Below are 15,643 nucleotides of genomic sequence, written 5' to 3'. Positions count from 1 at the left end.
ATCACCAAACTAAACTCAGGTTGGTTTGCTGGCTACATGATAAATCCATTTCTACAGTATCAGGTATTCACAATGAAAAAATCTATTTTGGTCTCGCTATTACTGTTCTTTATATGGGGAGCGGTTATCGCGGCAGAGCCGGTTAGCCATAGTGTGCATCAGCAAACCAGTGCGGCTATCGATGGTTCGTTGACGCCGGCAGGCAAAGAATATGCAGCTGCTATGAGTATGATGCATGAACCCATGATGGCTGCGGTTAGAGAACCCGACCCTGATGTGGCCTTTGTGAAAGGAATGATTCCCCATCATCAGGGGGCTATTGAAATGGCTCGTATTGAGCTGAAATATGGTAAAGACCCTGAAATTCGTAAGCTGGCGGAAGCGGTGATTAACGCTCAGGAAGAAGAGATCAACATGATGAATCGTTGGTTAGCAGAGCATAATAAAAGCGTTAAATAATGATGAGAATAACCATAACGCCGCCGGTGATCGGGCGTTGTTATGGTTATCTGAACATGAGAAAATTATGAGCTACCAATAATCAGTCCGGTCGCGAAAACCAGTAATCCCCCCACAACCACCTGAAAAGCAGCCTGCAGAAATGGCGTATCCATATAACGATTGCGTATCCAGGATATTGCCGCCAGTTCAAATATCACTACTACGCCGGAAACCGTCATCGCTGTCCAGAAATCACTGATAAGAAAGGGGAGGGTATGCCCCAGTCCACCTAAGGTAGTCATTATTCCGCAAGAGGCACCCCGCAACCAGGGATTTCCCCGACCGGTCAATGATCCATTGTCTGAAACGGCTTCGGCAAACGCCATGGAAATACCGGCACCAACGGAAGCGGCTAAACCAACCAGAAAGGCTTGCCAACTATCTTTAGTTGCCAGCGCTGCTGCAAACACTGGTGCTAATGTAGAAACAGAGCCATCCATCAGGCCAGCCAGTGAGGGTTGAACAATCTGAAGAACAAACAGACGGTGGGCTGATTTACTCTCTTTTTCCTGAACTTCCGGATTTATCAGCTGCTTTTCTAACTGCTCCGCCCGCAGTTGATGACGATGTTCTTCTGCAGAAAGATCATCTAATAGTTGGCGAATAGCGGCGTCAGTGGTTCTTTGAGCGGCTTGATAATAGAAGTTTTGGGTTTCTATCTCCATAACCTCTGACTGTTTTCTGACTTTATCAATACTCAGTGGGCGATTGAGCCAGATAGGTTTGCGCTCAACAAATCCTTTTACATCCTGACGACGAATTAATGGAATATGATCACCAAACTTTTCCTGATACAGCTTAATCAGGCGGTGTCGGTGTCCATTTTCTTCCCGGGACATAAGTTCGAAAATTTTTGCTGAATCAGGGTAGGTTTCCCGTAATCCTTCTGCAAATTCGTTATATATCTTGTGATCTTCTTCTTCTAACGAGATGGCCAGAGCCAGAATTTCCTTTTCTGAAAGCTCGGAGAAATTCTTCATGATGCCTCCGGAAATTTATCTGATGTGGCCTACGATATTAATCCCTTATTTGTAGTATGTAAAAAAACAGGGGCCGCAATTGCGGCCCCTGAGAGAAGTTAATGCGATCTTAACTTAGGATTTATGTTCAACAGCATGTGAATGCTCGATATCTTCACCGCGTTTACTAAAGCGGCGACGTACCACCACAAAGAACACCGGTACGAAGAAGATTGCCAGTATAGTCGCACTGACCATACCGCCCAGAACCCCGGTACCTACCGCGTTCTGAGAACCGGAACCTGCACCGGAACTGATTGCCAGCGGCAGTACCCCGAGCATAAAGGCCAGAGAGGTCATCAGAATTGGACGTAAACGCATACGTACTGCTTCTAATGTAGCCTCTATCAAACCCTTACCTTCTTTATCCATCAGATCTTTGGCGAACTCTACAATCAAGATGGCGTTCTTCGCCGAGAGTCCGACAGTGGTTAACAAGCCTACAATAAAGTAAACGTCGTTCTCCATACCGCGTAAAGTGGTTGCTACCAACGCACCGACAACCCCAAGTGGAACAACCAACATAACTGAGAATGGAATTGACCAGCTTTCATACAGCGCCGCCAGACACAGGAATACCACAATCAGAGAAATGGCATATAACGACGGAGCCTGGTTACCGGATAAACGTTCCTGATAGGACATGCCAGTCCAGTCATAACCAATACCAACAGGTAGCTGAGAGGCTAAGTCTTCCATCAGTTTCATGGCATCACCACTACTCTTGCCTGGTGCTGCTTCACCCAGAATTTCCATGGAAGGTAAACCGTTATAGCGTTCCAGACGTGGAGAACCATATTGCCAGTGTGCACTGGAGAAGGCAGAAAGTGGAACCATCTGACCATTTGCTCCGCGCACAAACCAGTTGTCGATATCTTTTGGTACCATACGGAATGGCGCAGCAGACTGAACGTAAACTTTCTTCACACGACCGCGGTCGATAAAGTCGTTTACGTAAGATCCACCCAGAGCGGTTGACAGGGTTTGGTTGATATCACTAATCGATACCCCTAAGGCCTGTGCTTTTTCCTGGTCGATAGTCAGTTTAAACTGAGGTGTATCTTCCAGACCGTTTGGACGAACCCCGACTAACATATCAGGATGCTTAGCAATCATACCTAACAGCTGATTACGTGCTTCAGTTAATTTCTCGTGGCCTAAACCAGCCTGATCGATTAACTGGAAGTCGAAACCAGAAGCCGTACCCAATTCAACGATAGCCGGGAGGTTAAAGGCAAACACCATACCGTCTTTAATCTGAGAGAATGCTTTGGATGCCCGACCTACGATGGCTGACACTTTATTGTCTTCCCCAGGACGCTCATCCCATTCCTTCAGTTTAATAAATGCCAGACCCGTATTTTGGCCTTGTCCACTGAAGCCGAAACCGCCAACAGTAAACACAGAAACAACGTTGTCTTTCTCTTTGGTAATAAAGTAGTCGCTAACTTCATCCAGAACTTTTTGGGTTCTTTCTTGAGTTGCACCCTGTGGCAATTGAACTGCCGCCAGGAATACACCCTGATCTTCTTCTGGTAAGAAGGAAGAGGGGAGGCGGATAAACAGCAATGCCATACCCACAACCAGAACCAGATAGATCAGAATATAACGACCGGTACTACCCAAAATATTAGCAACGCTATTGGTGTAGTGATGGGTATTCTTCTCAAACATGTTGTTGAACCAACCGAAGAACCCGGTGGTAGCGCCATGACTACCTTTTGCGACCGGCTTCAGGATGGTGGCACACAAGGCTGGTGTCAGAATCATCGCTACCAATACCGACAGCACCATTGCCGAAACAATCGTAATCGAGAATTGACGATAAATGGCACCGGTAGAGCCGCCGAAGAAGGCCATTGGCACGAATACCGCTGACAGTACCAGAGCAATACCCACCAGAGCGCCCTGAATCTGACCCATGGATTTCCGTGTGGCTTCTTTCGGTGGTAAACCTTCTTCCACCATGATCCGTTCAACGTTTTCTACTACCACGATGGCGTCATCAACCAACAGGCCGATGGCGAGCACCATGGCGAACATCGTCAGGGTGTTTATTGAGTAGCCAAACGCGGACAACACCGCAAAGGTTCCTAATAATACGACGGGTACTGCCATGGTTGGAATCAGGGTAGCACGCAGGTTTTGCAGGAACAGGTACATAACGATAAATACCAGCAGAATCGCTTCCACCAGCGTTTTGATTACTTCGTTAATAGAGATTTTAACGAATGGCGTTGTATCGTACGGATAAACGATTTTCAGGCCGGCTGGAAAGTATCTTTCCAACGCGCTTAATTCCGTTTTAACCGCTTCGGCAGTATCCAGTGCGTTAGCACCGGTAGCCAGTTTGATACCCAGACCAGAGGCTGGTTTACCATCGAAACGAGCAACCACGTTATAGCTTTCACCACCTAACTCAATCGTTGCCACATCTTTCAGACGAACCTGTGAACCATCAGAATTAATTTTTAACAGAATCTGACCGAATTGTTCCGGCGTTTGTAAACGAGTCTGCACAATAATCGAGGAGTTCAGCTGCTGGCCTTTTACCGGTGGTGTACCACCAAGCTGACCGGCTGCGATCTGGTTATTCTGAACTTTAATGGCATTATTAACGTCAAGCGGCGTTAACGAATAGTTATTCAGCTTATTAGGATCTAACCAAACGCGCATGGCGTATTGTGAACCGAACAGCTGTATGTCACCTACACCGTTGGTACGGCTGATAGGATCCTTAATGTTAGAACCCACATAGTCAGCGATATCTTCCTGACTCATGGAACCATCTTCAGAGATAAAGCCGGCAACCATTAAGAAACTGCTGGTGGCCTTTTTAACGCTGATCCCCATCTGTTGTACTTCTTGTGGTAACAGTGGTGTCGCCAGTTGCAGTTTATTCTGAACCTGTACCTGAGCGATATCTGGATCCGCTTTAGAGTCAAACGTCAGGGTGATTGAGGCGTTACCGGCTGAATCACTGGTGGATGACATATACATCAGGTTATCGATACCGTTCATATTCTGTTCGATAACCTGTGTGACTGAGTCCTGTACTGTCTTCGCATCGGCACCTGGATAAGATGCAGAAATAGAAACAGCCGGTGGTGCAATAGTAGGGTATTGCGATACCGGTAGTTGGACTAATGCCAGAGCCCCCGCCAACATGATAATTATGGCGATTACCCAGGCAAATATAGGGCGATCAATAAAAAATTTAGCCATCTGCTACACTCAATCTCGTTTATGATTTCGCTGCTGGTGCGTTTGATGCGTCATCTTTCGATTTTTCTGCATACTCTTTAGCGTTGACAGACGCGCCCGGTCTGATCTTTTGTAGGCCCGTAACAATCACGCGATCACCTGGCTCAAGGCCTTTAGTCACTAGCCAATCAGCACCAATGGCCTGACCGGTAGTAATAATGCGTGACTCAACTTTTCCTTCTTTGTCGATAACCAGCGTTGTGGCTTCACCACGTTGGTTACGAGTGATTCCCTGTTGAGGAACCAGCATCGCGTTAGGTTTTACCCCTTCGTCAACACGGGCACGAACAAACATGCCAGGAAGTAGCTGATTATTTGGATTCGGGAAAACAGCGCGCATGGTAATAGAGCCTGTCGTTTCATCAACGGTGACGTCTTCAAACTCCAAAGTCCCTTTTTCCTGATAAACGCTACCGTTATCAAAAACCAGACTTACTGCTGCTTTGCTTTCCTTCTTCAGTGAGCCGTCAGCCAGTTCTTGCTTCATACGCAAGAAGTCATTACTGGATTGAGTGACATCTACATAGATAGGGTCAAGCTGTTGTACGGTTGCCAGAGCCGTCGCCTGATTTGCATTCACCAATGCACCTTCGGTGACGTTAGATTTGCCAATCAAACCGCTGATAGGGGACATAACCTTGGTATATTCAAGATTGATGCGTGCAGTTTCCACTGCTGCTTTTGCCGCCTGTACGCCGGCTTCACCCTGACGTGCATTAGCTACGGCAGTATCGTAGTCCTGACGGCTAACAAAGTTGTTTTTTAACAGTGGTTGATAACGTTTCACGGTTAAACGCATCAGGGTCGCGTTGGCTTCTGCTTTGGCTAAATCAGCAACGGCGCTGTTATAAGTCGCCTGATAGGTCGCCGGATCGATTTGATAAAGAGAGTCACTCTCTTTGATCATGCTGCCTTCGGTAAACTGGCGTTTAAGTATAATACCGCTTACCTGTGGGCGTACTTCTGCGATACGGAAAGCAGATGTTCGTCCCGGAAGCTCAGTAGTGATATTGATTGGTTGTGTTTTTACCGTTACAAATTCAACTTCTGGAGCTGCGTGTTGGGCGCCCGCGTCGGATTTATTATCGCATCCTACGAGTACTAAACCGCTTGAAAGCATTAGCACCGCTGCCAGAGGCATCACCCCTCTGTTTCTACTCATAGATCAACCTCAACTCAATATTTCAATATCAGTTACCGTTATAGTTAAACTCAGGTAACCACACGGTTATTCTCAAAAAATTTAGTGTGCTATAATACAAACATTCATGTATGTATGTAAGCAATTACACAACACACCGCACATAAAGCATAAAAATTATGGGCCGCAAAACTAAGCAACAATCCCTGGAAACCCGTCAGCATATTCTTGATGCCGCTATGCAGGAATTTTCCCGACGCGGGGTATCCAGCACATCACTGAATGATATAGCCCTGACGGCAGGAGTGACGCGGGGTGCTATTTACTGGCATTTCAAAAATAAGGTCGATATTTTCAATGCAATGTGGACTCAAATAGAGTCTAGCATTGATGACGTAGTGCTGCGATACAGAAATGAATTTCCCTCAGAGCCGCTTTTAGCATTACGCCATACACTTATCTTTGTTCTTCAGGCAACAGTAACCGACCCTCGCCGAAGAACTTTACTGGGTATATTATTTCATAAGTGTGAGTTTGTCGGAGAATTGCTCTCATTACAACAAATTCATCAATCTTTATACCTTGAAAATTATGAAAGAATTGAGAAAGATCTGCGCTTGTGTGTTCAATATAAACAATTGGATGAACAACTGGATATCAGCCTTGCGGCCATTACTTTACGGGCATATATTTGTGGTCTGATTGAGAACTGGCTGTTTATGCCAGAATCTTATTCATTAGAACAGGAAGCCCCGCGGTTAGTTGATGCTTTTATTGACTTAATGAAACACAGCCCTTCTTTAAAGAAAGCGTGTTTTTAGCCTTCGGATAGAGTTACCCCATCACAGGAAATAACGGATGCAACGTATACTGGTTATCGCTAATGGCGCGCCTTATGGCAGCGAACTATTGTTTAATGCTTTACGCCTGTCTATCGCTATTCGCGAGCAGTCACCGGATTGTGAATTGAAACTGTTTTTGATGTCGGATGCAGTGAGTGCCGGGATTCGTGGGCATAAACCTCATGAAGGCTACAACCTTCAGCAGATGCTAGAGATCCTGACGGCTCAAAACGTTGAAGTTAAATTATGTAAAACCTGCACTGATGGCCGTGGTATTAGTCAATTGCCGCTGATTGATGGTGTAGAGATTGGTACATTAGTCGAACTGGCTCAGTGGACGCTGGCGGCAGACAAAGTGCTGACATTTTGATGAGTGATGCTATTTATCAGAATGGGTTTAATCAATGATGCATTCCCGTTCTGTTCTCCGTTCATCACCAGCGGCATTCCTCATATTGCTATTGGTGTTAATTGGAGTTTTACCACTGCTAAGTCAGGTATTGGCCTATTTTTGCTTATTGCTGGTGGATTCCAGTGCCTGGTTTAGCCGCGATTTGGTATTGAGTGAAGGATTTACCATTAGCCGGGTAGGGTTGCTTCAGATAACTCGCTGGTTTTGCCTGGCGGTTTTTTGTCTGGGAATACTGGCGATGGGGCATTTCTATGGCCGTTATATCCCTTTACCACGACAGCGGCTATGGCGTTATATCCCTTTTCTGATTTTTATTCTCTATGCTCAGGTGGTTTGTACACTGGTATTGTCTGCGGGGGGCGAGCCTATCATTGGTCGTCAACCTTATGATTTTGCTTTGCTGGCCTGCTTGCCTTTCCGTTGGATAGCCGTCCACTTAAAAGAACCGCAATGGTTACCACTATTAACCATGTTAACTTATACCCTGTTTAGTACAGGGGTATTTACTGCGCGACAGCAGAATAAGTAATTCAGGCAGGATCAAGTCTGCTTCTGCTCTTGTTCTGCCTTACGTAAAAAATCTTGTTCAACAATTTTCAGCGCGGCCAGTACGGTTTTGGCATCGATTTGGTTACTCTCCAGCAGATAAATCAAATCAACAGCCAGTTTAACCTCTTCAGGTGCTTGTTCCAGCGACATCAATGAATGCCTCGGCTAAGAGTGAGTGGTGCCGCTATTGTAGCGGCTTTTTCTGTCGCCCGTTATTCCTGATAACGATAACCGGCACCGTGTATGGTTTTAATCAGAAGCGGTACAACAGGATCGAGTTCAATCAATTTACGTAGTTTGGATATATGTTGATCCAATGTGCGGCTGTTAGGAAGGTGATCATATCCCCAGGCACAGTCAAACAGCATATCGCGCGTGACAACCTGATTCTTATGCTGCCACAGGCATATTAGAATTTTAATTTCGCGCAATGATAGCTCAATGACCTGCTGCCCACGTTTAGCGCACAGCTCTGCGGGAGATACCTGCAGATCGCCGAACTGAAAAATCTGATCGGGTGAGTTTTGTTTAGCTTTCAAACAACGGCGGGCAATGGTTTTGATTCTGGCGCGTACTTCATGAATACCAAAAGGCTTGTTGATGTAGTCATCGGCACCTAATTCAAGGCCTAATACTTTATCGATCTCTTCTCCTTTGGCGGAAAGAAAAACCACTGGCGTATGCTCATCATTTTTTCTGATTTCTTTGCACACCGAGTAGCCATCCAGCTCCGGCATCATAATATCCAGAATGATGAAGTCAGGCTGTTGTTGCTGGTATTTGGTTAATGCCACTTTACCATTTTCTGCAGTAATGATGCTGTAACCTTCGCGGGAGAGCATATCGCTCAATCCATTACGAATATGAACATCGTCTTCAGCAATTAAAATTTTCATAGCTATTCATCCGTTTTATGCGATCCGTTTTTTCTCAGGTACGCGGAAGACATAGGGTAAATTCCAGTCCGTTATCACGGTTTTCTGCCATTGGTGTACCCGACAGACTCTGTGCTAACTGAAGTGCGATCGTCAGACCAATACCGGTTCCGGTAACGCCTTCGGTAATCTCTGATTTCACCCGATAAAATGGCTGAAATATAGGCTTCAGCTCTTTATCGGGCAGGCCTTTGCCATAATCCCGAACGCGGATATAAATATTTTCATCATCTTGACAGGCGCTGAGCTGAACTTTTTTGCCCTCAGGGGCATACTTTTCTGCATTACTAAGCAGATTGCTGATGATTTGAGTTATCCGGTCGATATCGCTGTGGGTATTCAGATGCCCCTCAACGCTCAGCGCCAGATGAATACCTTTTGCTTCAAATACCGGGGTGAAAATAGTGTGAATCTGCGCCAGCAACTGGTTGATATCCACCGGCTGTAGATTGATTTTAGGTGATTTGGTAAACGTCAGGACATTTTGAATCAGGCGTGACAGGCGGCGACTTTCACTGATGATCACCTCCAGATAGTGAGTATTCTGACTCTCTTCTTCCTGCTCCATCTCTTTAAGCATTTCGGCATACAGCGTGATATTGGTGAGCGGGGTTTTTAATTCATGGGAGACCTGACTGACAAAACTGACCTGTTGACTGGCCAGACGGGTTGCCCGGTTAAATTCACGATACAGCGATAATGCAATTGTTCCCACGGCCAGAATGGCGATGGCTAACAGAGCGAGGGTGAAATAATAGAGCGAGTAGTTACTGTTATTGCTGGCATAATAGTCAATCTTCCAGGCATGAAGCGGGAAGGGCAACGCCTGATTATAGGTTGGCTGTTTAGTTTTATCATAGGCACGGGTCAGTGACTGATACAGCACTTGACCATTGTCTGAAATTATCAGGCTGTCCGGCTCATAGTTGAAATCGATACTGGAAACGATATCCGATAGCAACTTCACATAGGACAGCTTAAAGCCAATGATTTGATTGTTGAGTTTATGCCAGTAAATCAGTACCGGTTGTTGTTGCTCTTGCATTACATACCAGCCGGAATCAGGCCGCTTATCGTCAGATTGATGCTGTTTAGCGATAAGAATGGCGGGGTCCTGAATAATCGGCGTGATGAGCTCGACAAAACGGGACTCTTTTTGATTCAGCGGGTTATACGCATCGGGAAACACCAGTTTGTTATGTTCCAGTACAAACAGTGCTTCGATATCACTGTCCTGAGCAATCAGAGTATTGAGCGACAGAGGATCGAGTTTCAGATAGGCCAGAATAGCGCTCAGACGAATTTGCTTTTGTCCTAACTGCTGCAAAATAAAATCCTGAGTTTGTGCCACTCGAGTTTTTGCCAGCTGTTGGGTTTGATATTCGTTTAAGGTACTTTCCTGCGATAGAGTACGGTATCCAAAATAGCCAATCACTCCGACAATCAGGACAGTGACGACTATAAACAGATAAAGAAACTTTTTAGATTTCATTCCATACCCAACCATGTCATTGATGAACCGGAGATTAGATTACCTAATCCCCGGTGAAAAAAATGTTACTTAGTTTTTAGATTGCTGCTTTTGTGTCTTATAGGTGCTCTCTTTCATACTCTTACGGGAGACTGCCTCAGACTTGCTATCAAGATCTTCAGATAGCTTTTTATTCTCAATTGCGCTACCACTGGCTTTTTCTTTGGCTGCCGGGCTGCTGACGGAACCGGATAAAGCATCTAACGTGGAGGCATTGCGTTGAATAATCTGGTTTGCTTCATCTTTTTTGCCTTCATCCAGCAACTTAATGGCTTTCTCATTTTCAATGTTGGCTTTTTGAATTGCTGAGTCAACCACGATCTCTTCCTGTACCGCCTGTTTTACTGCCTGTTCTGATTTGCTGTAAGCAATATCAATGCGGTTTTCCAGATTATCCTTTTTGCTGGTTTGTAAGTTGTCATAACTGATAACCACATCGGCTAATGGTTTCTTCTCGTTCTCTTTGCCTTTAGGTGGAATAACTTCTAACAGGACATATTTTTCCTGATTGGAATACAGCTGGTTCATTTTTACCGTCACGTTATTGCCTTTAATATCACCTTCACGGCCTAACAGACGCACTGGCTTAGCCCCGTCTTGCAGACGAATGGTAATAGTGACTTCCTGAGCGACAACAGACATGACGTCTTTAAATTCACGCACAAATGCCGCTTCCAGATCGGCTGATTTTTCAACGAAAGCATGGTTACCATCGCTGTAGCTGGCCAGAGCGGTCATCAGGTCTTCGTTGTAGCTGGCTCCTAACCCAATGGTAGTAACGGCGATGCCTTGTTTCGCGGCAACAATACCTAAGTCAGCCAGCTCTTTAGTGCTGCTTGGCCCTACGTTAGCCTGACCGTCAGACAGCAGAATAATGCGGTTTACCTGGTCTTTTTTATGGAATTTATTAACTTCTTTAATGCCTTTGCTGACGCCGGCAAACAGTGCAGTCCAGCCTTGCGGGGTAATTTTGTCATTGATGGTTTTAATCAGTTTTTGTTTGTTATTGGCTTTGGTCGCAGGGATAACCACATGAGCATCGTCGTCGTAAGCAATAATCGAGATGATGTCATCGTCTTTTAACATATTGATTGCCAGTATTGCGGCTTCACGCGCTTTTTCAATACGGTCACCGGACATGGATGTCGAACGGTCAATAACTAATGCCAGATTGATAGGCGTATGTTTATCGGTGTCTTGTTTGGTACCTGTGAGAGAAACCTTCAGGTAGTTATGTTCTTGTGAGCCTTCCAGAATAATCGGAGATGACAATTCACTTTTGGTTATGACATAAGGTGCCGGGGTTACGGCGATCGATGTGGCGAAGGTTGAGCCAGATAAAAGGGCCAGAGCAGAAAACAGATACTTAATATTCATCACATAACTCCTGTAATTGGTGGTGTTCCGTCATTATTGGTGAATTTATTTTTGAGTTGTGTGTTTAATGCATAAGAATGTAACAAATTGTAACCGCTATCTGAAAATAGAATTACAAACCTGATTCCCGGCGTTCAATCTGCTTTTCAATTCGTTTAAGAGCTTGCCGACAGCGCATCAAACGGCCTTCCAGAGCCGCCAGCTCTTTTTGAATTTGCTGTTGAGCCGTCAGGGTAGTTTGCAGAATAAGCTGACTCTCTTTATCTCTCAGCATCTCTTGCAAGCGCCGCTCATAGTCCTGATGCTGAGCCAGCGTTTGATAAATATCGCTGTTGATTTTTACTGCGGTCGTATTACTTTTCCGCAAATTAAGGGTTGCCAGTTCGCGCTGTAACGCGGTGATTTGCGCCACAATTCGCTCAGCCAGAAAAGCCACCTGTTCCAGGCGGTTTTTATCCACTTCTTGCTTTAGCTGATGCAGATTTTTTTCTACTTCAGCCAGGTAATTACTCAGGCGTGAGTCGCGCTGGTTAAACAACTGATCATCGAAGCGGGGAGGCATTACGCCGGAGGCTGGGGCATCGGCAATGGCCTGAGCCAGTTGCTGAACCTGATGCTGTAAAGCCTGTAATAAAGCGCCGGTGTTCATAGGCATCCCTGATTGGTGTAAGGTGGCAATATTGGCCAGACGATAGTGTTTGCTGAAAATCGTGATGACATCTTATATCAGCGGGCGTTTGAATAAAAATTGGATATGGAATTTGGCTGAAATTGCACCAATTGTGCGAGAATGACTATCATTACGTTGGGGGGAGCGCTATTTTTGATTAGACTGACCCCTGGGTTTTCATTACGGGCGGAATTATGTATCGATGGTTTCTTCTCTGCCTTGGCTGGCTGGCGATGGGGTTAGCCTGTCTTGGCGTTATATTACCAGTCTTGCCAACCACCCCTTTTTTATTGTTGGCGGCCTGGTGCTTTGCCCGTTCCTCACCACGTTTTCATGACTGGTTATTGTACCGTTCGTGGTTTGGGCCCTATTTACGTCATTGGCAGACATATCGTGGTCTGCCTCCCGGTGCGAAGAGTAAAGCGATTTTGTTGATCGTTATTACTTTTGCGGTATCGCTGTGGTTGATTTCGCTACTGTGGGTCAGAGTGTTGCTGTTGGTTATTTTGCTGGTGTTATTACTCTTTATGCTGAGGTTACCGGTTATTGATCCATTGCAGCAAAAAAGTGATTAATTCCTTTATTGTGACAACTACCAGTTGCATTTCCTGCCTGCTTTGCATAGATTTGAGCGTTTTTCGCCGCTGTCCCCGTGTTTATTGATGGAAAAATAGACCCCGACACCGGCGTTATGGAATAGAACCGTTAGTTAACCGGGTACATATTTATGACGACGACAGAACAGCAGCTAACGCTGATCAAAGATAGCATTATGACTATCCCTGACTATCCAAAAGCAGGAATCCTTTTCCGTGACATCACCACGTTACTGGAAAACCCGGCTGCTTTTGCCGCAACCATTCAGATGATGGTTGATCATTATAAAGATAAAGGTATTACCAAAATTGTAGGTACTGAAGCACGCGGTTTTCTGTTTGGTGCGCCGGTCGCCTTAGCGTTAGGCGTTGGTTTTGTCCCGGTACGTAAAAAGGGCAAACTGCCTCGCGAAACGCTGCAGGAAACCTATGATTTGGAGTACGGCACTGACGTGCTGGAAATTCATACCAGCAGCATTCAGCCAAATGATAAAGTACTTATGATTGACGATTTGCTGGCAACCGGTGGCACCATTAGCGCTACGGTAAAACTTATTCGTCGTTTAGGTGGCGAAGTGAGCGATGCGGCTTTTGTTATCGAATTACCTGAACTGGACGGTCGTGCACGTTTAGCGGCTCAGGACGTTGAAAGTTATAGCCTTGTCTCGTTTGACGGTCATTAATCCAGAACAAACGTCGTCGCGAATCATCGGCTGTGGTAAGATGTTGCACCTATTTTAATCGACTTTTCTGGTACCAATGAGCTATCAAGTTCTGGCCCGTAAGTGGCGCCCACAAAGCTTTGCAGATGTTGTCGGTCAGGAACACGTTCTGACCGCCATCGCTAATGGTTTGTCCTTAGGACGAATCCATCATGCTTATCTTTTTTCTGGCACCCGTGGCGTAGGCAAAACCTCGATAGCGCGTCTGTTGGCCAAAGGTCTGAATTGCGAAAGCGGCATTACCGCCACCCCTTGTGGTAAATGTGGTAACTGCCGCGAAATCGAAGAAGGCCGCTTTGTCGATTTGTTAGAAATTGACGCCGCTTCTCGTACTAAAGTTGAAGACACGCGTGAATTACTGGACAACGTCCAGTATGCACCGGCCCGCGGTCGCTTCAAAGTCTATCTGATCGATGAAGTGCATATGCTCTCCCGCCACAGTTTTAACGCACTACTGAAAACGCTGGAAGAGCCGCCGGAGCACGTCAAATTCTTGCTGGCCACGACCGATCCCCAAAAACTACCGGTCACTATTCTCTCCCGTTGTTTACAGTTTCATCTGAAAGCGCTGGACGTGGAGCAGATAAAAGGCCAGTTGGACAAAATACTTCAGGCTGAACATATTCAGTCCGAACCCCGAGCGCTGCAATTGCTAGCCCGTGCGGCGGAAGGCAGTATGCGTGATGCCCTTAGCCTGACAGATCAGGCGATAGCCATGGGCGATGGCGTTGTTGCTACCGAATCCGTTAGCATGATGCTGGGCACGTTGGACGATGAGCATTCGCTGGCGTTGGTTGAAGCATTAAATCAGGCTGATGGCGAAAAGCTGATGTCATTAGTGACGCAGATTGCAGCTAAAGGCGTCGACTGGGAAACCTTGCTGGTGGATATGCTGGCCTTGTTACATCAGGTAGCGATGGTGCAGTTATTGCCATCCGCGTTAGATCCGTTACAGCAAAATGAGCAGCGGATGCGTGAATTAGCACGGCAAATGGCTCCGCAAGATCTACAGCTCTACTATCAGACCTTATTAGTCGGTCGTAAAGAGTTAGCCTATGCGCCAGATCGGCGGATGGGCGTTGAAATGACACTGTTGCGAGCCCTGGCTTTTCATCCTAAAGCAGTGATAAAAGCGCCGGAAGCGGTAGCGCAGAATACCAGTACGTCTGCCTCCCCGGTTTCCCGACCGGCTGCGCCTGTCCATGAACAGCGTTATGAAGCACAGAGCGTACCGGTTTATACTCCTCGTGATATGCCTTCTTCTGTTACATCAGAACCTCCTGCGGCAGTAACGGCAGCGCCCGTAGCGCAAACGCCATCTCAGCAAGAGGATCAAATTTCAGCGGGTTTGTCAGAAACCACCGCACAGATGTTACAGGCCCGCAATCAACTGCGGCGAAATCAGGGGAACCCCGACTCAAAAAAGGGTGAACCGGCGGCACCATCAAAAGTGAAGCCGGGATCTTCGGTGCTGGAACGCCTCGCTTCGGCAACCGAAAAGGGTACTGTTGCGCGCAGCAAAGTGCCATCATCCGCTCCCACTAAAAAAGATAGCTATCGCTGGAAAGCACAGCATGATTTTGAAGCGGTTAATGAGCCGGTAGCAACTCCGAAAGCCTTACGTTCGGCGCTGGAACATGAGAAAACCCCTGAACTGTCGGCGAAGCTGGCGCAGGAATCATTAATCAGAGATCCGTGGGCAGCAGAAATAAATCAAATGCCGCTGCCTAAACTGGTTCAACAACTGGCATTGAACGCCTTCAAACAACAGCTGTCTGAGAATGAGGTCTGTCTGCATTTGCGACCTTCTCAGCGTCATTTGAATTCGGAGTCTGCTCAGCAGGTGTTGGCTCAGGCTATCAGCCAATTAGCCGGACATCCGGTCACGCTGACCATTGTTGAAGATGAAGATATGACGGTTAAAACGCCGCTGGAATGGCGTCAGGCTATTTATGAAGAAAAGTTAACCCAGGCTCGGGAATCAATAGCCGCAGACCAGCATATACAGACGCTGTGCCGCTATTTTGAAGCCGAGCTGGATGAAGACAGTATTCGACCCGTATAACCGATCGTTGTTAGCTTAG

15 protein-coding genes are annotated in these 15,643 nt (G+C 46.3%); 7 read left to right on the top strand and 8 right to left on the bottom strand.

Annotated elements, in window-relative coordinates; all coding sequences use genetic code 11:
* The first annotated feature begins 72 nt into the window (after positions 1-72).
* The gene (copM, locus tag I2494_RS04310; protein WP_218465283.1) at positions 73-459 is read left to right on the top strand and encodes a CopM family metallochaperone; all 387 of its coding nucleotides are present in this window, start codon (positions 73-75) and stop codon (positions 457-459) included.
* A gap of 65 nt (positions 460-524) precedes the next feature.
* Here copM and mbfA read toward each other — a convergent pair whose 3' ends face one another.
* The 3 genes from mbfA to I2494_RS04295 all read right to left on the bottom strand — a co-directional run bounded on the left by mbfA (position 525) and on the right by I2494_RS04295 (position 5,946).
* A complete protein-coding gene (gene mbfA, locus I2494_RS04305) occupies positions 525-1,481 on the bottom strand; it encodes an iron exporter MbfA (RefSeq protein ID WP_218465284.1) in 957 nt (318 codons plus the stop codon).
* 114 nt (positions 1,482-1,595) lie between these two features.
* A complete protein-coding gene (locus tag I2494_RS04300) occupies positions 1,596-4,745 on the bottom strand; it encodes an efflux RND transporter permease subunit (protein ID WP_218465285.1) in 3,150 nt (1,049 codons plus the stop codon).
* Positions 4,746-4,764: 19 nt separating this feature from the next.
* The gene (locus I2494_RS04295) at positions 4,765-5,946 is read right to left on the bottom strand and encodes an efflux RND transporter periplasmic adaptor subunit (RefSeq protein WP_218465286.1); all 1,182 of its coding nucleotides are present in this window, start codon (positions 5,944-5,946) and stop codon (positions 4,765-4,767) included.
* Between the two features lie 158 nt (positions 5,947-6,104).
* On the opposite strand from I2494_RS04295, the gene acrR reads away from it, so the two are divergent.
* Genes acrR through I2494_RS04280 form a run of 3 tightly spaced genes read left to right on the top strand, consistent with a single transcriptional unit; the run spans position 6,105 to position 7,708 of the window.
* Positions 6,105-6,746, top strand: a complete 642-nt coding sequence (gene acrR / locus I2494_RS04290) for a multidrug efflux transporter transcriptional repressor AcrR (protein ID WP_218465287.1) — start codon at positions 6,105-6,107, stop codon at positions 6,744-6,746.
* A 37-nt stretch (positions 6,747-6,783) separates the two neighbouring features.
* Positions 6,784-7,137 (top strand): DsrE/DsrF/TusD sulfur relay family protein, encoded by a 354-nt coding sequence (locus tag I2494_RS04285; protein WP_218465288.1) that lies wholly within the window; start codon positions 6,784-6,786, stop codon positions 7,135-7,137.
* Positions 7,138-7,171: 34 nt separating this feature from the next.
* Positions 7,172-7,708 carry a hypothetical protein gene (locus I2494_RS04280; RefSeq protein ID WP_218465289.1) on the top strand — a complete coding sequence of 179 codons (537 nt, stop codon included), beginning with the start codon at positions 7,172-7,174 and terminating at the stop codon, positions 7,706-7,708.
* 11 nt (positions 7,709-7,719) lie between these two features.
* Here I2494_RS04280 and rsmS read toward each other — a convergent pair whose 3' ends face one another.
* The 5 genes from rsmS to priC all read right to left on the bottom strand — a co-directional run bounded on the left by rsmS (position 7,720) and on the right by priC (position 12,220).
* Positions 7,720-7,878, bottom strand: a complete 159-nt coding sequence (gene rsmS / locus I2494_RS04275; protein WP_218465290.1) for a pleiotropic regulatory protein RsmS — start codon at positions 7,876-7,878, stop codon at positions 7,720-7,722.
* Positions 7,879-7,940: 62 nt separating this feature from the next.
* Positions 7,941-8,624: a response regulator transcription factor gene (locus I2494_RS04270; protein ID WP_218465291.1), complete on the bottom strand. Its 684-nt coding sequence runs from the start codon at positions 8,622-8,624 to the stop codon at positions 7,941-7,943.
* Positions 8,625-8,658: 34 nt separating this feature from the next.
* Entirely contained in the window at positions 8,659-10,155 is a 1,497-nt protein-coding gene (locus tag I2494_RS04265) for a sensor histidine kinase (RefSeq protein ID WP_218465292.1), read from the bottom strand.
* 69 nt (positions 10,156-10,224) lie between these two features.
* The gene (locus I2494_RS04260; RefSeq protein WP_228350827.1) at positions 10,225-11,571 is read right to left on the bottom strand and encodes a vWA domain-containing protein; all 1,347 of its coding nucleotides are present in this window, start codon (positions 11,569-11,571) and stop codon (positions 10,225-10,227) included.
* Positions 11,572-11,683: 112 nt separating this feature from the next.
* Positions 11,684-12,220: a primosomal replication protein PriC gene (gene priC / locus I2494_RS04255; RefSeq protein WP_218465293.1), complete on the bottom strand. Its 537-nt coding sequence runs from the start codon at positions 12,218-12,220 to the stop codon at positions 11,684-11,686.
* Between the two features lie 215 nt (positions 12,221-12,435).
* Between priC and I2494_RS04250 the strand changes: the two genes are divergently transcribed.
* The 3 genes from I2494_RS04250 (at position 12,436) to dnaX (ending at position 15,624) form a co-directional block, all read left to right on the top strand.
* On the top strand, positions 12,436-12,816 hold the full coding sequence (locus I2494_RS04250) for a DUF454 family protein (RefSeq protein WP_218465294.1): 381 nt from the start codon (positions 12,436-12,438) through the stop codon (positions 12,814-12,816).
* Between the two features lie 152 nt (positions 12,817-12,968).
* Complete coding sequence (gene apt, locus I2494_RS04245) at positions 12,969-13,520, top strand: adenine phosphoribosyltransferase (protein ID WP_218465295.1); 552 nt, start codon at positions 12,969-12,971, stop codon at positions 13,518-13,520.
* Positions 13,521-13,596: 76 nt separating this feature from the next.
* The gene (dnaX, locus tag I2494_RS04240) at positions 13,597-15,624 is read left to right on the top strand and encodes a DNA polymerase III subunit gamma/tau (protein WP_218465296.1); all 2,028 of its coding nucleotides are present in this window, start codon (positions 13,597-13,599) and stop codon (positions 15,622-15,624) included.
* The last annotated feature ends 19 nt before the right edge of the window (positions 15,625-15,643 follow it).

Source organism: Limnobaculum allomyrinae, assembly GCF_016649425.1.
In the GTDB taxonomy this organism is placed as follows: Bacteria; Pseudomonadota; Gammaproteobacteria; order Enterobacterales; family Enterobacteriaceae; genus Limnobaculum; species Limnobaculum allomyrinae.
Note: the sequence above shows the minus strand (reverse complement) of the source record. Positions and strands in the feature narration are given on the sequence as shown.

Excerpts from the sequence above, each read along its gene's own strand:
- copM (WP_218465283.1), top strand. The coding sequence starts at position 73 with ATGAAAAAATCTATTTTGGTCTCGCTATTACTGTTCTTTATATGGGGA.
- mbfA (WP_218465284.1), bottom strand. The coding sequence starts at position 1,481 with ATGAAGAATTTCTCCGAGCTTTCAGAAAAGGAAATTCTGGCTCTGGCC.
- I2494_RS04300 (WP_218465285.1), bottom strand. The coding sequence starts at position 4,745 with ATGGCTAAATTTTTTATTGATCGCCCTATATTTGCCTGGGTAATCGCC.
- I2494_RS04295 (WP_218465286.1), bottom strand. The coding sequence starts at position 5,946 with ATGAGTAGAAACAGAGGGGTGATGCCTCTGGCAGCGGTGCTAATGCTT.
- acrR (WP_218465287.1), top strand. The coding sequence starts at position 6,105 with ATGGGCCGCAAAACTAAGCAACAATCCCTGGAAACCCGTCAGCATATT.
- I2494_RS04285 (WP_218465288.1), top strand. The coding sequence starts at position 6,784 with ATGCAACGTATACTGGTTATCGCTAATGGCGCGCCTTATGGCAGCGAA.
- I2494_RS04280 (WP_218465289.1), top strand. The coding sequence starts at position 7,172 with ATGATGCATTCCCGTTCTGTTCTCCGTTCATCACCAGCGGCATTCCTC.
- rsmS (WP_218465290.1), bottom strand. The coding sequence starts at position 7,878 with ATGTCGCTGGAACAAGCACCTGAAGAGGTTAAACTGGCTGTTGATTTG.
- I2494_RS04270 (WP_218465291.1), bottom strand. The coding sequence starts at position 8,624 with ATGAAAATTTTAATTGCTGAAGACGATGTTCATATTCGTAATGGATTG.
- I2494_RS04265 (WP_218465292.1), bottom strand. The coding sequence starts at position 10,155 with ATGAAATCTAAAAAGTTTCTTTATCTGTTTATAGTCGTCACTGTCCTG.
- I2494_RS04260 (WP_228350827.1), bottom strand. The coding sequence starts at position 11,571 with ATGAATATTAAGTATCTGTTTTCTGCTCTGGCCCTTTTATCTGGCTCA.
- priC (WP_218465293.1), bottom strand. The coding sequence starts at position 12,220 with ATGAACACCGGCGCTTTATTACAGGCTTTACAGCATCAGGTTCAGCAA.
- I2494_RS04250 (WP_218465294.1), top strand. The coding sequence starts at position 12,436 with ATGTATCGATGGTTTCTTCTCTGCCTTGGCTGGCTGGCGATGGGGTTA.
- apt (WP_218465295.1), top strand. The coding sequence starts at position 12,969 with ATGACGACGACAGAACAGCAGCTAACGCTGATCAAAGATAGCATTATG.
- dnaX (WP_218465296.1), top strand. The coding sequence starts at position 13,597 with ATGAGCTATCAAGTTCTGGCCCGTAAGTGGCGCCCACAAAGCTTTGCA.